This is a genomic window from Winogradskyella sp., assembly GCF_965656915.1.
Taxonomy (GTDB): Bacteria; Bacteroidota; Bacteroidia; order Flavobacteriales; family Flavobacteriaceae; genus Winogradskyella.
Window position 1 is genome coordinate 1 of the sequence record NZ_CBFHMI010000032.1, and the last position, 19648, is coordinate 19648.

17 protein-coding genes are annotated in these 19648 nt (G+C 33.9%); 9 read left to right on the forward strand and 8 right to left on the reverse strand.

Annotated elements, in window-relative coordinates; genetic code table 11:
• Together rsmH and mraZ are read right to left on the reverse strand one after the other, a co-directional pair.
• A partial coding sequence (gene rsmH, locus ACTG3Y_RS09010) for a 16S rRNA (cytosine(1402)-N(4))-methyltransferase RsmH (protein WP_439152595.1) occupies nucleotides 1-760 on the reverse strand: 760 nt, incomplete at its 3' end.
• Nucleotides 747-1220, reverse strand: a complete 474-nt coding sequence (gene mraZ, locus ACTG3Y_RS09015; RefSeq protein WP_439152596.1) for a division/cell wall cluster transcriptional repressor MraZ — start codon at nucleotides 1218-1220, stop codon at nucleotides 747-749. The genes mraZ and rsmH, both read right to left, overlap by 14 nt.
• A 277-nt stretch (nucleotides 1221-1497) precedes the next feature.
• On the opposite strand from mraZ, the gene ACTG3Y_RS09020 reads away from it, so the two are divergent.
• On the forward strand, nucleotides 1498-2262 hold the full coding sequence (locus tag ACTG3Y_RS09020; protein WP_439152597.1) for an alpha/beta fold hydrolase: 765 nt from the start codon (nucleotides 1498-1500) through the stop codon (nucleotides 2260-2262).
• Between the two features lie 40 nt (nucleotides 2263-2302).
• Nucleotides 2303-2917, forward strand: coding sequence for a ribosome biogenesis GTP-binding protein YihA/YsxC (gene yihA / locus ACTG3Y_RS09025; RefSeq protein WP_439152618.1), 615 nt, complete (start codon nucleotides 2303-2305; stop codon nucleotides 2915-2917).
• A 4-nt stretch (nucleotides 2918-2921) separates the two neighbouring features.
• On the opposite strand, the gene ACTG3Y_RS09030 is transcribed toward yihA, so the two are convergent.
• Nucleotides 2922-4016, reverse strand: a complete 1095-nt coding sequence (locus ACTG3Y_RS09030) for an ABC transporter permease (protein WP_439152598.1) — start codon at nucleotides 4014-4016, stop codon at nucleotides 2922-2924.
• A 46-nt stretch (nucleotides 4017-4062) separates the two neighbouring features.
• Complete coding sequence (locus ACTG3Y_RS09035) at nucleotides 4063-6213, reverse strand: carboxy terminal-processing peptidase (RefSeq protein WP_439152599.1); 2151 nt, start codon at nucleotides 6211-6213, stop codon at nucleotides 4063-4065.
• A gap of 166 nt (nucleotides 6214-6379) precedes the next feature.
• Between ACTG3Y_RS09035 and surE the strand changes: the two genes are divergently transcribed.
• From surE to ACTG3Y_RS09060, 5 genes are read left to right on the forward strand one after another with little or no spacing between them, the layout of a single operon-like run.
• Nucleotides 6380-7153 carry a 5'/3'-nucleotidase SurE gene (gene surE / locus ACTG3Y_RS09040; protein WP_439152600.1) on the forward strand — a complete coding sequence of 258 codons (774 nt, stop codon included), beginning with the start codon at nucleotides 6380-6382 and terminating at the stop codon, nucleotides 7151-7153.
• Between the two features lie 6 nt (nucleotides 7154-7159).
• Nucleotides 7160-7444: a hypothetical protein gene (locus ACTG3Y_RS09045; RefSeq protein WP_439152601.1), complete on the forward strand. Its 285-nt coding sequence runs from the start codon at nucleotides 7160-7162 to the stop codon at nucleotides 7442-7444.
• Nucleotides 7445-8554 carry a lipid-A-disaccharide synthase gene (gene lpxB / locus ACTG3Y_RS09050; protein ID WP_439152602.1) on the forward strand — a complete coding sequence of 370 codons (1110 nt, stop codon included), beginning with the start codon at nucleotides 7445-7447 and terminating at the stop codon, nucleotides 8552-8554.
• Nucleotide 8555: 1 nt separating this feature from the next.
• The gene (locus tag ACTG3Y_RS09055; protein ID WP_439152603.1) at nucleotides 8556-9065 is read left to right on the forward strand and encodes a C40 family peptidase; all 510 of its coding nucleotides are present in this window, start codon (nucleotides 8556-8558) and stop codon (nucleotides 9063-9065) included.
• A 28-nt stretch (nucleotides 9066-9093) separates the two neighbouring features.
• Nucleotides 9094-11124: a ComEC/Rec2 family competence protein gene (locus ACTG3Y_RS09060; protein WP_439152604.1), complete on the forward strand. Its 2031-nt coding sequence runs from the start codon at nucleotides 9094-9096 to the stop codon at nucleotides 11122-11124.
• 6 nt (nucleotides 11125-11130) lie between these two features.
• Here ACTG3Y_RS09060 and ACTG3Y_RS09065 read toward each other — a convergent pair whose 3' ends face one another.
• The 4 genes from ACTG3Y_RS09065 to ACTG3Y_RS09080 all read right to left on the reverse strand — a co-directional run bounded on the left by ACTG3Y_RS09065 (nucleotide 11131) and on the right by ACTG3Y_RS09080 (nucleotide 17275).
• The gene (locus tag ACTG3Y_RS09065) at nucleotides 11131-11688 is read right to left on the reverse strand and encodes a thioredoxin family protein (RefSeq protein ID WP_439152605.1); all 558 of its coding nucleotides are present in this window, start codon (nucleotides 11686-11688) and stop codon (nucleotides 11131-11133) included.
• An 87-nt stretch (nucleotides 11689-11775) separates the two neighbouring features.
• The gene (locus tag ACTG3Y_RS09070) at nucleotides 11776-13551 is read right to left on the reverse strand and encodes a peptide MFS transporter (protein ID WP_439152606.1); all 1776 of its coding nucleotides are present in this window, start codon (nucleotides 13549-13551) and stop codon (nucleotides 11776-11778) included.
• Nucleotides 13552-13622: 71 nt separating this feature from the next.
• On the reverse strand, nucleotides 13623-15017 hold the full coding sequence (locus ACTG3Y_RS09075; RefSeq protein WP_439152607.1) for a peptide MFS transporter: 1395 nt from the start codon (nucleotides 15015-15017) through the stop codon (nucleotides 13623-13625).
• Between the two features lie 29 nt (nucleotides 15018-15046).
• Complete coding sequence (locus tag ACTG3Y_RS09080; RefSeq protein ID WP_439152608.1) at nucleotides 15047-17275, reverse strand: S9 family peptidase; 2229 nt, start codon at nucleotides 17273-17275, stop codon at nucleotides 15047-15049.
• Between the two features lie 151 nt (nucleotides 17276-17426).
• Here ACTG3Y_RS09080 and ACTG3Y_RS09085 point away from each other — a divergent pair, with 151 nt between their 5' ends.
• Nucleotides 17427-18728 carry a hydroxymethylglutaryl-CoA reductase, degradative gene (locus ACTG3Y_RS09085; protein ID WP_439152609.1) on the forward strand — a complete coding sequence of 434 codons (1302 nt, stop codon included), beginning with the start codon at nucleotides 17427-17429 and terminating at the stop codon, nucleotides 18726-18728.
• A gap of 3 nt (nucleotides 18729-18731) precedes the next feature.
• Nucleotides 18732-19646 (forward strand): GYDIA family GHMP kinase, encoded by a 915-nt coding sequence (locus ACTG3Y_RS09090; protein WP_439152610.1) that lies wholly within the window; start codon nucleotides 18732-18734, stop codon nucleotides 19644-19646.
• The last annotated feature ends 2 nt before the right edge of the window (nucleotides 19647-19648 follow it).

Here is a 19648-nt window from a genome sequence, read left to right on the forward strand (position 1 = left end):
CACCTTCAAATAATCCATTTCTTATAAAGCGTTTCACTAACCGATCTTCGAGAGAGTGGTATGAGATGAAACTAAGTCGACCACCTTTTTTTAAAACTTCTGGTGTTTGCACCAATAACTCTTTTAAAACTTCGATTTCTTGATTAACCTCAATACGAATGGCCTGATATATCTGAGCCAAAACCTTATTCTCTTTTCTATGATTTAAAAATGGCTTTAAGACTTTTTTTAGCTGCTCACTGGTTCTGATCTCTTCTTTCTGTCTTTCTGCAACTATCACTCTTGCCATAGCAGGTGCTTGTCTTAATTCTCCGTATTGATAAAACACTGCTCTTAATTGTTCTTCATCATAATTATTTACCACTTCGAAAGCAGAGAGCTGATTGTCTTGATTCATACGCATATCTAAATCTGCTTCAAACCGTGTAGAAAATCCTCGTTCAGCTACATCAAATTGGTGAGATGATACTCCGAAGTCCGCCAATATGCCGTCTACTTCTTTTACTCCATAAAATCTTAAGAACCTTTTTATATATCTAAAATTCTCATTTATGAGAACAAACCGATCATCTTCTAATGTGTTTGCCAACGCATCCTTATCCTGATCAAAGGCATACAATTTACCGTTTGGTCCTAGTCTTGCGAGAATCTCACGACTATGCCCTCCTCCACCAAAAGTAACATCGACATAAACACCGTCTGGTTTTATATCTAAACCATCTACTGTTTCTTTAAGTAATACTGCATTATGATACTCCATTGTCATTATCATCATCTTGTCCCATAACTTCTTCAGCTAAATCTGCAAAGTCATTTGCGGCAGAATCAATGGCCTGTTCATATTTAGCCTTATCCCATATTTCAATAATATTTACCGCAGAAGCTAAAACCACCTCCTTAGAAATACCTGAAAAACCAATTAAATCTTTAGGGATCAATAATCGTCCTGCATTATCAACTTCTACAACTTTAACTCCTGCTGTAAATCGTCTTATGAAGTCATTGTTTTTTTTCTTAAATCGATTCAGTTTATTCACCTTCGACATTAACACATTCCACTCTGCCATAGGATAAAGCTCTAAGCATGGTTGAAATACAGCACGCTTAAGCACAAAACCATCTTGTAACGCTGCAGATAGCTGTTTCTTTAAAACAGCAGGTATCATCAGCCTACCTTTGGCATCAGCTTTACATTCGTATGTTCCTATAAATGAATTCAAAATGTCTGATCTCTCACTTTAACGATTAAGATTCAAATATATTGAAAATATTTCCACATTTTACCACATCCTCCCACTTTTGTTGATAAGTTTTGTTTTATGTCATTTTCAATTCCGGCGGATTACACTAAAATTGGGCTATTAATATTATTTTTTCAAGTGGTAATTATCAACATATCAAATTTATATTTCAGCAAAGAATTCTAACATTAAGTTGTATACGAATTAAAAAGGATTTAGTTATATTTGTTTTTAACACAAAGCACTAACTTTATAGATGGCACACCTTTTAAAAAAAGAAAAGGATTATAGATATATTGAAGTAGGAGAAGGCACACCAATTATAGTCCTTCACGGATTAATGGGAGGTTTGAGTAATTTTGATGCTGTCACTGATTTTTTTGGGTCTAACGGCTACAAAGTTATCATACCAGAACTTCCAATTTACAGCATGTCTCTCATTAAAACTAACGTTAAAAGTTTTGCGAACTATCTTAGAGATTTTATTGAATTTAAGGAGTTAGATAACGTTATTTTACTAGGCAACTCTCTAGGAGGTCATATTGGCTTATACCACACAAAATTATATCCTGATAAAGTAAAAGGATTGGTAATTACTGGTAGCTCAGGACTGTATGAAAGCGCCATGGGAAGCGGCTACACTAAGCGCAGTGATTACGAAGTTATAAAGAAAAAAGCGCAGGATGTATTCTACGATCCTGAAGTGGCTACCAAAGAAATTGTTGATGAAGTTTATGAAACGGTAAACGACAGAAATAAACTGGTTAAAACCCTTGCCATTGCAAAAAGTGCCATTCGCCATAATATGGCTAAAGATTTACCAAAAATGTACACTCCGACTTGCATTATTTGGGGTAAAAATGATAATGTTACTCCTCCAGAAGTTGCAGAAGAATTCCATGAGTTATTGCCAGATTCTGATTTATTTTGGATAGATAAGTGTGGGCATGCTGCAATGATGGAACACCCTATAGAATTCAATACAATTTTGAATGGCTGGCTGGAAAGTCGCAACTTCTAAACGATTAATCAAAACAAAATCTGCTTTCGCAAGTAGTATTATGAAAATAAAATCTGCCGAATTTGTAGTTAGTAATTCTGAAGTGGCTAAATGCCCTAAGAATCCTATCCCGGAATATGCGTTTATTGGCAGAAGTAACGTGGGAAAATCTTCATTGATTAACATGCTTACTGACCGTAAAAGCTTAGCTAAAACTTCTGGTCGACCTGGTAAAACACAACTCATCAATCATTTTATTATTAATGATAACTGGTTCTTAGTAGATTTACCTGGTTATGGTTATGCTCGAGTTTCTAAAACTTCAAAAAAGAAATTCCAAAAGTTTATTACCAATTATTTTGAACAACGTGAACAACTTGTTTGTGCTTTTGTACTTGTAGACATAAGACATAAGCCACAACCTATTGACATAGAATTTATGCAATATTTGGGCGAAAGTGGTATTCCATTTGGAATTATTTTCACTAAAGCAGATAAATTAAAACCAAAAGCCATTAAGCGCCATGTTGAAGCGTATTGCCAGGAACTGCTACAATCGTGGGAAGAACTACCACCTTATTTTATCACCTCATCGAGTAAAAAGATTGGACAAGAAGAAGTGTTGAATTTTATTGAAGCTACAAATAATGAGATTGAGCAATTAAGAAACGAGTAACTAATTACGTTTTTACATCAAAGGCATCTCGTAACGCATTGCCAACCAACATAAAAGCCATAACCAAAAACATAATACAAATACCTGGAATTAAAGCTAAATAAGGCTTTCCTAATATAATATAGTTATAATGATCTTTTATCATCGCTCCCCAGCTCGCCATGGGAGGTTGAGCTCCTATACCAAGAAAACTTAATCCACTTTCAATTAATATGGCAGCCGCAAAATTGGCTGCTGAAATCACAATTAAAGGACCAAAAATATTAGGCAATATATGTTTTGTGATGATTCTATAATCATTATAACCTAAAGCTCTAGCTGCAGTGACATATTGCATTTCTTTGGCACTTATAATTTGACCTCTTACGACTCTGGCAACTTCTACCCACATTGTTAACCCAACCGCTATAAATACCTGCCAAAACCCTTTGCCTAAAGCTAAAGTTATTGCTATAACTAATAGTAATGTTGGAATGGACCAAGTGATATTAATAATCCACATAATAAAAGCGTCAATTTTGCCTCCGTAGTAGCCAGCAAGACTTCCCATAATTAAGCCAACAAATAATGAGATGAAAACTGCCACAAAACCTATAAAAAATGATATACGCGAACCGATTAATATTCTACTTAAATAATCTCTACCATATTTATCTGTACCAAAACTAAACGTTCGGGTTGCGATATGGCTTTTGTAGTCTGAGTTTGGAAACTGAGATACTTTAATTTGTTTATCTAATCCATTAAGTCCATCAGAAGCATATTCCTCATAATACAAGATATTATCTTTCACTTTGTAAGACGCAATTGGTATTTCTGTGTCAGTATTTAGCTTACCAAAAAATAATTCTGAAAAAAAACTTTGGCGTGATTCTATACCTGAAGGAATCGTTAACATCTCTACCTCAAATCCCGGAGACTTTGAGTGAATGGATAAATGCATCTGGTTAGCATTTTTTGATGCATCTGGTGCAAAGAGATATGCAAAAATTGAAATTAGTCCAATACAGACAATTATGCCTAAACTAAAAACGCCCCAAAAGTTTTGTTTAAACTTTTGAAGCGCTAATACTGTAAGTGAATTATTAATTTTTGACATTCAATATTGTACTAATCAAAGCATGTTGCTTTATATTTCTTCACTACTAATTCTTCACATCTGCGACTTTGTTTTTTATAGCATAAGTCATTTTTAAATCGTTAAGTACGTTTAAAGCTTCTTCTACATAAACATCTTTAGCTAAACTCTCGTGCCAACGCTGACGCTTTTCTTTTAGAACAGAATCTTTTTCCATTAAATTCAACTCATAAGGAAGTGAGTTGAAAGTTAGATTTGTTTTATACTCTGATAATTTTTCAAATCGTTTAGCCTCTTCTTCATTAAGCTCCATTTCATTTTTATAATCTTCGTAATTTAAAGAGTATATTTCTCGGTCCCTTATTTTTTTTACCCATTTAGCATTGGCATCAATTAACTTTAATTGTTCATTAGCAGCCATTCTTGCTTTACTCTTGCTAATTGTGGTATCATAATCGAAATAATTACTCCACAAATCATAATCTACCGCATCTATTTTGTCCCATGGCAGTGGGTTTTCTTGATCTTTCTCTCCAATATCAATATAACTGTAACGGTCTGGAACTACTACATCACTTTTGACGCCTTCTAACTGCGTAGAGCCACCATTGATTCTATAAAATTTCTGGGTTGTAAATTTTAATGCACCCATATCACCATTAGTGTTATTGCGTACCATACGATTTAAATCTAGAACATTTTGAACCGTTCCTTTACCATAGGTTTGCTTACTTCCTATAACTATAGCACGTTTATAGTCTTGCATTGCTGCTGCTAAAATCTCAGATGCAGAAGCGGATAATTCATTTACCATAATTACTAATGGTCCATCCCAAATAATAGATTCATCCTTATCTCTAAGTACCTCTTTAGGTTCACCTGTAGTTTTAACCTGCACTACTGGTCCTTCTTCAATAAATAAGCCAACAATATCTACCACAGTTTGTAACGAACCTCCACCATTATTTCTCAAATCTAAAACCAGACCTTCCATACCTTGTTCTTTCAGTCTGACAATTTCTTGTTTAATATCTGATGCGGCATTACGCTTATTGTAATCTTGAAAATTAATATAAAACTTTGGTAAGTTTATGATTCCGAAAGTTTTTCCATCTTTTTCAACTGTAGATGATTTTGCATAGGTTTCCTCTAACTCCACAATATCCCTAGTAATTGAAATATCTTCAATGGTTCCATCTACTTTTTTCAATGTTAAAATCACTGTAGTCCCTTTCGGCCCTTTAATAAGTTTGATGGCATCATCTAAACGCATACCAACAATATTGACAGCTTTTTCTTCATCTTCCTGCCTTACTTTCATGATGCGATCACCAACTTCTAATTGGTTAGCTCTCCAAGCTGGTCCGCCACTAATAATTTCATTTACTATTATCTCATCCATCTTTTTCTGTAATCTTGCTCCGATACCTTCAAAATTACCAGACATAGCAACGTCAAAACGATCTTTATCTTCTGGGGCAAAATAGAACGTATGCGGATCAAACTCTTCTACTATTGCATTTATGTACACTGCAAACCAGTCTTTTCGCTGTCTATCATCAATGAAATCATAAAGTTCATCAAGAGAACGTTTTGTAGCCACTCTTGCTTCCTTTTCTATAGCTTTTATCGATTTTTTGGTTGCCTTATTTTCATTTTCCGGTAAGTCATTATCCTCTATGTTATCTTCACTCTTAGCAATAGCATCATCATAATTAGCAATTGTAGAGAATTTTAATTGCTGTCTCCAACGTTCTTTCATTTCGCGCCTATTTTTTACATACATCAGCTCTTCATAATCTGTAGAATAATCTTCAGCAACAGAAAAATCAAAAGGATGGTCTAAAATATCTGCATAGATTTTTTTAGACTCTTCAATTCTTTGTAGTAATCTTTGGTGTGTAATATTGAAAAATGTGACATCGTAAGATTTCAGTTGATCATCTATCTGATCTTTATAGGCTTCAAATTCCTTTATATCAGACTCGTAAAAATAGCGCTTAAATGGATCTATTTGGTTAAGATAATCTTCGTACACATTCGCAGAAAAATCATCATTTAAATCTTGTGGATTAAAATGTCCTTGATCTAATACGTAAGTGATAAGCTGTATTAAGAGCTTATCTTTATCTGGATTGTCAAATGTTTTGCTGGTAAAACTGCATGAGGCAAATGCAATTAATAATGCAAGTAAAAAAAACTTATAATTCCCTCTCATAATCTGTTTATTTAATACCCTAGGTGCAGGCTTTCAATTTTTCACTAAAATAGCAGAAAAAACCGTGCCATAAAAAATCACGGCACTAATTTTTTGTTAAAGCTATAATTGCTATCTAATCGTATGCTTTTTCTTATTTTTACAACGTAAATATTCTATAAAACATATGTCTAAACGTCCTTTAATTTTAGTTACTAATGATGATGGTATTACAGCACCAGGATTAAGAACCTTAATTTCTGTAATGCATAAGCTTGGAGATGTTGTAGTTGTAGCTCCTGATAGTCCACAAAGCGCTATGGGACATGCTATTACAATAAACTCTACACTACATCTCGAAAAAGTAACCATAGATGGAAAACAGCCAGAATATAGTTGCTCGGGCACACCTGCGGATTGTGTAAAACTCGCTGTAAATGAAATATTAGATCGCAGACCAGACATTTGTGTTTCAGGTATTAATCATGGATCTAATTCTTCTATAAATGTTATTTATTCTGGGACAATGAGCGCAGCTTTAGAAGCTGGTATTGAAGGTATTCCAGCTATTGGATTTTCATTATTAGATTATAATTGGAGCGCTAATTTTGACCATTGCAAACCCTTCGTAGAGACTATTACCAAACAAGTTTTAGAACATGGTTTATCCGATGGTGTAGTACTTAATGTCAATCTCCCAAATCTTCATAAAAATGATATAAAAGGTATAAAAGTTTGCAGGCAAGCGCGCGCCAATTGGAAAGAAGAGTTTGACAAACGCACCAATCCTATGGGTAGAAATTACTATTGGTTGACTGGTAAATTTGTCAATATGGACGATGGTGAAGACACTGACGAATGGGCTTTGGAGAATGGCTATGTATCGTTGGTGCCAGTTCAGTTCGACTTAACTGCACATCATGCCATGCAGCAATTAAATACATGGAAATTGAATGATTAATCATTTATGAAGAAAGAAATTATTAGTGGTTTTATTGTAGGCATTATTGCTACAGCTTTTGGATTGGTTTTCGCTATTCAGATTTTTGGAAAAAGTGATGATTGGAGTGCTGTTTTAAGACAAGCCGTTGCTGAAGGATTTTTAACGAAACTTATGAGTATTGGTGCTCTTTTAAATTTAGGCGCCTTCTTTTTGTTTTTAAAAAAGAAACAAGATCACCGAGCAAAAGGTGTACTTATTGCTACAATTTTGGTGTTTATAGCAACACTGATAATAAAATTTACATACTAAATGAAGTACTACATCATTGCTGGAGAAGCTTCTGGTGATCTGCACGGATCTAATCTAATGAAAGCCTTGTATAAACTAGACGCACAAGCAGACATTAGATTTTGGGGTGGCGATTTAATGCAAGCTGTAGGTGGTTATTTGGCCATGCATTACAAAGAGCGCCAATTTATGGGTTTCGCAGAGGTTATATTCAATCTCCGAAAAATCTTAGGCCATATCAAATTCTGCAAAAAAGACATTGAAGCATTTCAACCCGATGTTATCGTTTTTATTGATAATTCTGGTTTCAACTTACGAATTGCCAAGTGGGCAAAAGAACATGGATTTAGAACTCACTATTATATTTTACCTCAGGTTTGGGCCTCTAGAGCAAGTAGAGTTGAAAACATAAAGCGCGACGTTGATGCCCTTTATTGCACACTCCCCTTTGAAAAAGCATTTTATAAAAGCCATAATGTAGATGTAAATTTTGTTGGTCATCCTTTAATCGATGCCATTGCAGATAGACCGCAAATTGATGAAAACGAATTTAGGAAAACACACCAACTTAGTACTAAACCAATTATAGCCTTGCTACCAGGAAGTCGTAAGCAAGAAATCACCAAAATGCTTGGTGTAATGTTAAGTCTGGTTGATGATTTTGAAGATTACCAGTTTGTTATTGCAGGTGCTCCTAGTCAGGATTACGAATTTTACAAACGCTTTATAAAACAAGACAATGTGAGCTTCATTTCTAATAAAACCTATGATCTTTTAAGCATATCTAATGCTGCTTTAGTAACCTCTGGTACAGCAACATTAGAAACAGCATTGTATAAGGTTCCTCAAGTCGTTTGCTATAAAGCTAATCCAATTTCTTATCAAATTGCTAAGCGTATTATTACTTTAAAATTCATCTCATTAGTTAATCTTATTATGGACCGCGAGGTGGTAACGGAATTAATCCAAGGAGACTTAAATAAAAAACGATTAAAAGATGAGCTTACATCTATTTTAGATACTCAAAAGCGTGAGCAACTGTTTTTAGATTATTATGAATTAGAACAAAAATTAGGAGGAAAAGGAGCCAGCGAGAATACCTCCAAATTAATTTATGAAGCTATTGCCTAACATGAAACAAGTTTTACCCATACTATTATTACTATTTGTTGTTACTAGCTGTAAATCTAAAAAGTCATATACCAGCAAAAAGCGGCAAACTCATACGGTAAAAGTTAATACCACTGCCAAACCTAGTGAAGAAGCTCAACGCATCGTCAACTACGCTAAAACCTTTGACGGCACACGTTACAAATATGGTGGCACCACCATGCGTGGCATGGATTGCTCTGGTTTAATTTATACCAGTTTTAAAAAGCACAATATAAGATTACCAAGGACTACCGCAGACTTAAAAAGTACTGGCAACTGGATAGATCTAAAAGAGGTTAATGTTGGAGATTTGGTTTTCTTTGCCACCAAAAAAAACAGCCGAAAAGTAAATCACGTTGGTATTGTCACCAGTATACGACCAGGTAATGTAGAATTTATACATGCTTCGAGCAGTCGTGGAGTAATGATTTCATCTTTAGCAGAACGCTATTGGTATTTTGCTTTTGTGCAGGCGCGACGCGTATTGTAAAAGTTTTTTATATTAGTAACTCATTTTCATGAAGTTACTCAATTTCACCATAATTAAACTAACCATTGCTCTGGTTATTGGAATTCTACTAGCTCATTATTTTGAGATAGACTTTAGCATAGTATTATCATCTACTATAGCGCTCGTATTTTCAGTTGGAATTTATTGGTATTTTTTAAAATTCAAAATTGATAGATTTCCATTTTTTGGTGCGTTAACGTATTTGGCTCTTATAGGCATTGGTATGACGGTCTACCAAATTCAAAATGATAGGGTACAAAGTGATCATTATACGCACCAAATTCAAAAACACAATACTGCTGAGTTTTTACTGAAGATTGAAGAGCGTTTGAAACCAGATACATACAATGATAAATATTTTGCCTCTATTCAATCAATAAACGGGCAACATGCTTCAGGTCGCTTATTGGTTAATATTAAAAAAGATAGTCTCAATAATAATTTAGCGATTGATGACATTATATTCACCTCAGCAGTAATTAAGGATATTCAAAAACCTCTGAATCCTCATCAGTTTGACTACAGGAACTATTTAAAATTAAAACAGGTTTATCATCAATTATATCTGACTCAGGACAAATTACTTACAATTTCAAATGACAAGACATCTATTTATGGCTATGCCGATGCATTTAGATCTAGTATTAATGAGCGACTTATTAAAGCTGGATTTAAAGATGACACATTGAGCATTATTAATGCGCTATTATTAGGACAGCGGCAAAATTTAGATAAAACAATTTATAACAATTATGTTAATGCAGGTACCATTCATATACTCGCTGTTTCTGGATTGCATGTGGGTGTCATTCTACTGATACTTAATTTTTTGTTTCGTCCGTTACTCTACTTAAAATACGGCAACACGCTTAGACCACTTTTAATCGTAATTCTATTATGGTCATTTGCCGTCATTGCAGGCTTATCACCTTCTGTTACCAGAGCTGTAGCGATGTTTAGTATAATTAGTGTAGCTATGCACCTAAAACGACCAACCAATATTTATAATACATTGGTTATTTCGGCATTTTTGATATTGTTGGTTAAGCCGAATTTTCTATTCGAAGTTGGATTTCAGATGAGTTATCTGGCAGTTCTTGGTATTGTGAGTATTCAACCTATTTTATACAAGCAACTGAAACCAAAATATTGGTTAACTGATAAGCTTTGGCAAATTTTCACGGTCACCTTAGCTGCGCAATTTGGCGTTGTACCAATAAGTTTATTTTACTTTCATCAATTCCCAGGATTGTTCTTTATTTCAAATATCGTCGTGATTCCTTTTCTAGGATTAATTCTTGGTTTTGGGCTCTTAATTATAGTGTTGTCTCTTTTAAACTATTTACCTGAGTTTGTTGTAACCACTTATAGTTTTATTATTGAAAGTTTAAATGGATTCATTGCATGGATTGCTCAATTTGAAGAATTTCTTTTCAGAGATATTCCGTTTATATTTATACAGGTAGTTTTTAGTTACTTAATCGTAGTAAGCTTAGTTCAGGTATATAAGTTTAGAACTTTTAAATGGGTTGCTATGTGTTTAATTACTGTACTATGTTTACAAGTTATTTCGTTTTATAATTCTTATAAGACTCAAAATGAAACCTTCGTTGTTTTTAATAAAAGTAGATACTCAATACTTGGTCATAAACTGAATGACAAACTACTTGTATATCATAATCTAGATTCTGTAAAACTAAAAACAGATAATACAGTTAAGAATTTTAGTGTTGGAGAATCCATCACTACAATTGAATTAGATAGTGTAGCTACTGTTTATAATTTTAAAAACCAAACCCTATTGGTTATAGACAGCCTTGCTATTTATAAAGGTATTAGCTTTAAACCAGACTATGTATTATTAAGAAATTCTCCTAGATTTAATCTTAATAGAATGATTGATAGTCTAAACCCGAAAAAGATCATTGCAGATGCCAGTAATTTTAAATCTTATGTGAAGCGATGGCAAGCTACTTGTAGAGATGAAAAAATCCCTTTCCATTATACTAATGAAAAGGGAGCCTTTATTTTGCGTTAACTTTTATTATTCTTTAAACGTTGGTTTAAACGCTTTATAATATTCGTTAAATTTTTCTTGTGTATCCATGTCTTTATGGTCATCGTTCTTAAAGAGTTTTAAGTACAACTCTAACTGCTGTGGTTTTAAATAACCAGTAACCGGAGTGATGTAATTAGCCTCTTCATCAAAGAATACCATAGTAGGATAAGCTCTTACTTTTAGATACCTTGTGAACTCGTGTACACCATTTCTTCTATTGACTTTGGTCTCATCAAAATTAGGATTATTAAACGTTTTATCCTTAAATGTTACTGATGAATTTCCTTCTGCATTAAACTTAACCGCATAATAATGCTCGTTAATATAATCTACCACATCTTCATTATGAAATGTATTTTTATCTAATAGTTTACATGGACCACACCAATTAGTGTATACATCCATTATTATTTTTTTAGGCTCATCTTTCTGAAGCTCTAACGCCTCTTCTATGGTTAGCCAATTAATTTCTTTGTCTTCATCTGTTATTGGTTTAAATGAAGCCAATAACATAATAAGTAGTAAATATCCTAGTTTCTTCATGACTAATTTGCAGCAATTGTTATACCGAACTTACAAAAAATGCTCCTTTTTAGGAGCATTTTAGGATGTTTTAACGAATTTACTCGATTATCGCACTCCGTGCATAAGTCGTTTTAATAGTGGATGTAGTGCAAATGATACTAAACCTAATGCTACAGGCACAATTGTAAAAATTTGGAAGAAATAAGACAAGCCATCTTCTTTTGTGATTTTTTCTATATCTCCACCAATATAATGCGCCATTTTATTTCCTATTGCAATAGCTAAATAATAAACACCAAACATAAATGCAACCATTCTGGCAGGAACTAATTTACTTAAATACGATAGTCCCATTGGAGATAAGCACAACTCACCAAGTGTATGAAAAAGGTACGCCAATACTAACCATATCATACTTAATTTTGCTGTTTCAGCACCCAAAGGCACATTTCGAGTAGCAAACGCTAATAGCCCAAAACCAACAGCCATGACTATAAGGCCTAATCCATATTTAACAGAAGCAGGTGGATTGTATTTACTATCCCACCATTTTGTGAATAACGGAGCAAAAATGATAATAAATAGGGAGTTTAAAATAGCAAACCATGTAATCTCCACTTCTTTTGCCTCAAGACTAAAGTTGATATAAAGCTTGTAAATAACCAATCCCCAAATTAAAATAAAACTTATAGCTAAAATTATATTTGACAGGCTGATTCTACTAAATGTTTTTTTGAATAAACTGAGTAATACAAATGTTATTATACCAATTGGCACTATAGTTACAATAGCATCGATAATTTTAAATATTGAAGCTGCATTGCCTTCTAAGACCCTGTCTGTAAAATCTCTAGTATAAATAGGTAAAGAACCTGCTGCCTGTTCAAAAGCTGCCCAAAAGAAAATAGTAAAAATGCAGAAAATGGTAAAAGCTATCATCCGATCTCGAACAATGCGCTCATACCTTGGAATTCTAACCACTAATATAATGATAAATATTACTGCTGCTAATAGTGCAAAGAACAGAGAATCTGTCATTCCTGCAACTGTAAAATTAAGTGTATTTATATCTCCAATTTTACTTAAAGGATCATTGACAATAAAGATTAAAGCAGAAATGATAAAAACACCTATTAACACATAATCGATTGTTACAAATCGATTTAATTTGCCACTAATTTTCTCCTTAGGAGTATCTAAATCTTCTACTAAAGTATCAATGATACCTTTCTTTTCATCCTTTGGCTTAGCACCAACATCTCCAAAAAGTGGTTGTGCATAGTAAAATTGTAACATCCCTAAAAGCATAAATACACCAGCAAGACCAAATCCGTAGCTCCAACCAACGTTTTCGCCTAGCCAACCACATAACATAATACCAAGAAACGCGCCAGCGTTAACTCCCATGTAGAAAATATTATAGGCTCCATCTTTTTTCTCATCGTGGCCTTCATACATTTTAGAAATTATCGAAGTCATATTTGGCTTAAAAAAGCCATTTCCCACGATTAACAATGCAATCCCTATATACAAAAATGTTGGAGTTTCCACAGCCATAGATGCATGACCCAAGGTCATTAATAAAGCACCAATTACAACAGCCATACGATACCCAATTTTATTATCTGCTAACCAACCACCAACAATCGGAGTGAGGTACACGAACATGGCATAAGTTCCTAATAATGACAAAGCAGCAGGTTTGCCCCAACCCCAACCTGGATTGTCACCTGCAATTGCACCTGTTAAGAAAATTACTAAAATGGCACGCATGCCATAGTAGGAAAAGCGCTCCCACATTTCGGTAAAAAACAAAACGAACAATCCCGCAGGATGTCCTATTACTTTAGTTTCAAAAAAGTTCTCTGATGAAGTACTCATAAAATTGATTGTTTAGTTAGAAGAGAAAAAACCTTACAAAAATAAATTTTATAAGGGTTTGGTATTTATAATTAGTTAATATCTGGGTCTGCCAATTCATATTTTTCAGTTTCCAACATCTCGTGTTCATTGTCTTCTGCTCCATGGGTTAGCTTTTCAAGTTTTTTTCTAAATACCATGACCAAGAAACCGAAAGCGACACAAAACACTGCTATACCAGTAAAAATAGTGAACTCGCCTAAACTTTCAGAGGCTTCACCCAATAATCCAGCTAACTTATTACCAAAACCAGTCATAGCAAAATATACACCCATCATAAGAGAAGCATACTTTAAAGGCGCAAGTTTAGTAATGTACGATAATGCTACTGGCGAAATACAAAGCTCACCAACCGTATGGAATAAATAAGCTAAAACCAACCAATACATTGCTGAAGAACCTGTACTTTCAAATTGCGCTGAAGCAGCGGACATAAAGAAAAACCCTGTTCCCATAATTATTAAACCAACAATCATCTTAAATAATGAAGTTGCCACTTTACCTTTCAGTTTTCTACTTGCCCAATATGCAGCAACAGAAGTACCTAAGAAAATGATAAACATCGCATTTAAAGATTGAAACCACGAGGCTGGTACTTCCCATCCCATTAGCATTCTATTGGTATTATCCATGGCATAAATATTCATTAAACCTCCTGCTTGTTCAAAAGCTCCCCAAAATACAATTACCAATAAGAACGATATAAATAGCACCACTACACGATCTTTTTCCACTTTAGTTAATGGACGCTTCATGGCTGCTTTTTCTTCTTCATTTTCAGAATCACCTGTAAAATTTCCAACAGTTTTAAGATATTTCTGTCCTACAACATACTGTATTAATCCAGCAGCCATACCTATTCCCGCTAGTCCAAATCCATAATGCCATCCATGTACTTCGCCAACATAACCTACAATTAAACTTGAAAGAAATGCACCAACATTAATTCCAATATAGAAAATGGTAAATCCTTTATCTCTTCTAATATCTCCTTGTTTATATAGTCCGCCAACCATTGTAGAAATATTAGGTTTAAGCATACCAACGCCTGCAATAATAAGTCCTAAGCCTGTATAAAAGGCCCACATTTGCTCAACCGCCAAAATACTATGACCTGCAACTAACAGAATTCCTCCGTATAGTACTGATTTTTTCTGACCTAAAAATTTATCTGCAATCCAACCTCCTGGAATAGATGCCACATACACAAGCATGGTATACCATCCATAAAGAGCAAGAGCTTCTCCATTTGTCCATCCTAGACCAGCATTTTCTCCTTGGGTTTGTGCTACTAAATATAATACAAGAATTGCACGCATTCCATAGTAGGAGAAACGTTCCCACATTTCAGTAAAAAATAAAATGAATAAACCTACTGGATGCCCAAATAATTCCTTTTGATGCGGTTGTTTGATTGTTGTTGACATAAAATTTATATTAGTTAGTGTTAGTTAGTTTAGCCTTTAATTTTAGATGAAGTATCCGCTTCACTATCCTTTTCAATTTTATCACCTAAAGTTCTATTAATGAAGTTTGTCATTTTCTTATACAAATGCAATCTCGTATTTCCTCCGTAAATCCCATGATTTTTATCTGGGTAAATCATCCATTCAAATTGCTTGTCTGCCTGAATTAATGCTTCAACCATACGCATTGTATTTTGTACATGCACATTGTCATCGCCTGTACCATGTATTAAAAGAAAATCACCTTCTAATTTATCTACATGATTAATTGGCGAATTTTCATCATAACCACTTGGGTTTTCTTGCGGAGTTGCCATGTAACGTTCTGTATATATTGTATCATAAAATCTCCAGCTAGTCACAGGTGCAACGGCTATTGCCATTGAGAAAACGTCGTTACCCTTAAACAAAGCATTACTACTCATAAAACCGCCATAACTCCAACCCCAAATTCCAATGCGAGATTCATCAATATACGGTAAAGCACCTATTTTTTTTGCTGCTACAATCTGGTCTTCAACTTCATATTTGCCTAATTCGTTTTGTGTTACTTTCTTAAAGTCCGCACCTTTGAATCCCGTACCTCTACCGTCTACACAGGCTACAATATAACCCTGTTGCGCCAGCATTTGGTACCAGTAATCATTAGTTCCATTCCAACGGTTAGCAACTTGTTGAGAACCTGGTCCAGAGTATTGATACATAAACAAGGGATATTTTTTATTCGGATCAAAATCAGCAGGTTTAACCATCCACATATTGAGCTCATTACCATTGACATTGATAGTGCTAAACTCTTTTTTAGAGGTTATGTATTCACCTACCTTTTTTGCTAATTTGTCATTATCTTTAATACTGGTCACAACTTCACCTGTTTTCGAATTATTCAACGTGTATTCTGGAGGCGTCATAGCACTTGAATGTGTGTTGATAAAATAGGTGAAATCAGCACTGAATGACGCATTATTGAAACCATTTGTCTTAGTTAAACGTTTTTTATTTTTTCCGTTTAACTTAATAGAATACACATCTCTATTTATAGATCCGTTTTCAGTAGATTGAAAATAAATGGTATTTGACTTTTCATTGAAACCATAATAATTGGTGACTTCCCAATCTCCATCAGTTACCTGATTAATCAGTTCACCATTATTAGAATAATGATAAATATGATTATAACCATCTTTTTCGCTTGTCCAGATAAAGCTATTGTCCTTTAAAAACGTAAGATTAAAAGTAACGTCTACATATGCTTTATCTTTTTCTGCTAATACTAAATCAGAAGTCATCGACTTTGTGTTAATCATCCAAAGGTCTAATTCATTTTGATGACGATTCATATACTGCGCACTTAAAACATTAGCCTCTTTAGTCCATTTGATTCTCGGTATATAAAAATCATTATACGATTTATCAACTTTTAATTCTTGCAATTTCTTAGATCTTAGGTCATATAAATGCAGTGACACCTTAGAGTTTGCCTCACCAGCTTTAGGGTATTTAAAGACCTGCTGAGTCTGGTATAATTTAGACCCATAGACATCCATAGAAAATTCTGGCACATCGGTTTCATCAAAACGAATGAATGCTATTTGATTACTCTCTGCATTCCAATCAAAAGCTCTTACAAAACTAAATTCTTCTTCGTAAACCCAATCCGTTATGCCATTAATTATTTTATTCTTTTCACCATCTGTAGTGATTTGCTCTACATTACCAGAAGCTAAATCTTTAACATATAAGTTATTTTCAAACCCATAAGCTATTTTTGTACCATCTGGTGATAATGTTGGTTCTTGCACTAAATCATCCGATACCTTTACTACTGAATTTTCTGCAATATCATAGACGTAATATTCACCTAATCTCGATCTTCTGAATACAGGAATTTCTTTAGTTGTAAGCACCACTTTAGTTTCATCCTCGCTAAAGGTATAATCGAAAAAACCTTGAATATCTTCAATTTCTGAAGATGATACCAAGGTTTTTACTTTTTCTAAAGTCTTATAATCGTAAATATCTATTGTAGCTGTTCGGTTTTGCCTATCAAAATTTAAAACCGAATACTGTTTTCCATTATTCATGGAGTGTAGAGCTTGCATTCCTTCAGTTCTAAAGGTACCACTCCAAATATCTTCGAGTGAAATCTGTTTGCTTTGACAATACGTTAGCGACGTCACTAAAAAGCCAATAATGGCTACAAAATTTCTCAATTTCATACACGTTTTATTTCAATAAGGCAATGCCAAGTTTACTAAAAAATATGCAAAAAACCGCTTTTATTAACAGTAAATCGGCAATAATGATAGTTTATACGCCCATTTTATACCAATCCTAAGTATCTTTGTGTTTTTAAAAAATATTGCAAACATGCCAAAGACAATTTATGGCTTTTCTAAACTCTCTAAATCCGAAAAGGTTGAGTGGCTACTAGACACTTATTTTGAAGATAAAACTAACGCAAGAATTCTTGTGACTCAATATTGGAACTCTAATGAGAAACTACAAAAGTTGCATGATGAATTTATTGAAAACACAATAACTAACTATTATTTGCCACTTGGTGTTGCACCTAATTTTTTAATTAACAACATGCTATACACTATACCTATGGCTATTGAAGAGAGTTCTGTTGTTGCTGCAGCTAGTAAAGCAGCCAAATTCTGGCTGGATAGAGGTGGATTTAAAACTGAAGTTATTTCTACTGAAAAAATTGGTCAGGTACATTTTACTTTCTCTGGAGATCAAAATGAACTTAAGAATTTCTTTACTACTATAAAACCAAAATTAATTAGTAAAAGCGCTCCTATAACTAAAAACATGCAACGTCGAGGTGGTGGTATTTTAGATATAGAACTCAGAGACAAGACTACGAATCTAAATAATTACTACCAACTGCATGCAACGTTTGAAACGTTAGATGCTATGGGTGCAAATTTTATCAACTCTTGCTTAGAGCAATTTGCTAAAATATTTAAAGAAGAAGCAGAATCATCGCTTAATGGTGATTTAGATATTGTAATGAGTATTCTCTCTAACTATGTACCCAATTGTATTGTAAGAGCAGAAGTGTCTTGTAAAATAGAAGAACTACAAAGTAAAGATATTGAAAATCCTGCTTTGTTTGCTAAAAAATACAAACAGGCTATTGATATTGCCGAGATTGAACCCTATAGAGCAGTTACCCATAATAAAGGTATAATGAATGGTATTGACGCCGTTGTTTTAGCTACAGGAAATGATTTTAGAGCCGTTGAAGCCGGAATTCATGCCTATGCATCAAGAAATGGGCAATATTCAAGTTTGACACATTGTAGCGTTGCCGATAATATATTTAAGTTTTGGATTGAAATTCCTTTAGCTTTAGGTACTGTTGGCGGTTTAACGAGTTTACATCCATTAGTAAAATTTGCTTTAGAATTATTAGAAAAACCAACTGCAAGAGAATTAATGCAAATTGTAGCAGTAGCTGGATTAGCTCAAAATTTTGCAGCTGTAAAATCACTTACTACAACTGGCATACAAGAAGGCCATATGAAAATGCATTTAATGAACATATTAAATCAATTTGAAGCAACTTCAGCAGAAAAAAATGAACTCGTAGAACATTTTAAAACTAATGTAGTGACGCATAGCGCTGTGGTTGAAGCTATAGAAAACCTTAGAAAATAGGATTTGAAAACCTTTAGAAGTAACGGTAAATTATTATTAACTGCTGAGTATGCGGTTTTAGATGGAGCTAAGGCACTTGCCGTGCCAACTAAATACGGTCAGAGTTTATCTATTACATCTAATGACTCGAAATCGCTACTATGGAAAAGCTTTAATGAATTAGATGAATTATGGTTTGAAGATGAATTCAGTTTAGACCATATTACTTCAAATACCAAACAACCTAAAAATGCTATTTCCGAACGATTAATTGAGGTTTTAAAAGCCACTAAAGAATTAAATCCAGATTTTCTAAAGTCTAATCAAGGTTTTACGGTTAGCACACATCAAGATTTTAATAGACTTTGGGGTTTGGGTACCTCTTCTACACTGATAAACAATATTGCTAATTGGGCAAATGTTAGTCCTTATGAGTTACTAAATAAAACATTTGGAGGTAGTGGTTATGACATCGCTTGCGCAAGTCACAATCATCCACTTATTTATCAATTAACTCAAAACTTGAATCCATCTGTTGCGGTTGTTGAGTTTAAGCCAGCCTTTAAAGCTAATCTCTATTTTGTTTACCTCAATAAAAAGCAAAATAGCAGAGAAGGCATTTCTAATTATAAGCGCCTTAATAAAATAGATTCTAAAACCATAGAACAAATAAACAATCTCACGATGGGATTTACTAAATGTACCTCACTGCTGGAATTTGAAGATCTTATCTACGAGCACGAAAAGATTATTGCTCATCTAATTAATCTAAAACCCATTAAATCTCGATTGTTTAATGACTTTAATGGCACTATTAAGAGCCTAGGTGCTTGGGGAGGAGATTTTGTATTGGTCACCTCAGAGACTAATCCTAAAACCTATTTTAATTCTAAAGGGTATGATACAGTAATGTCCTATTCGGATATGGTCTTAAACTAAAA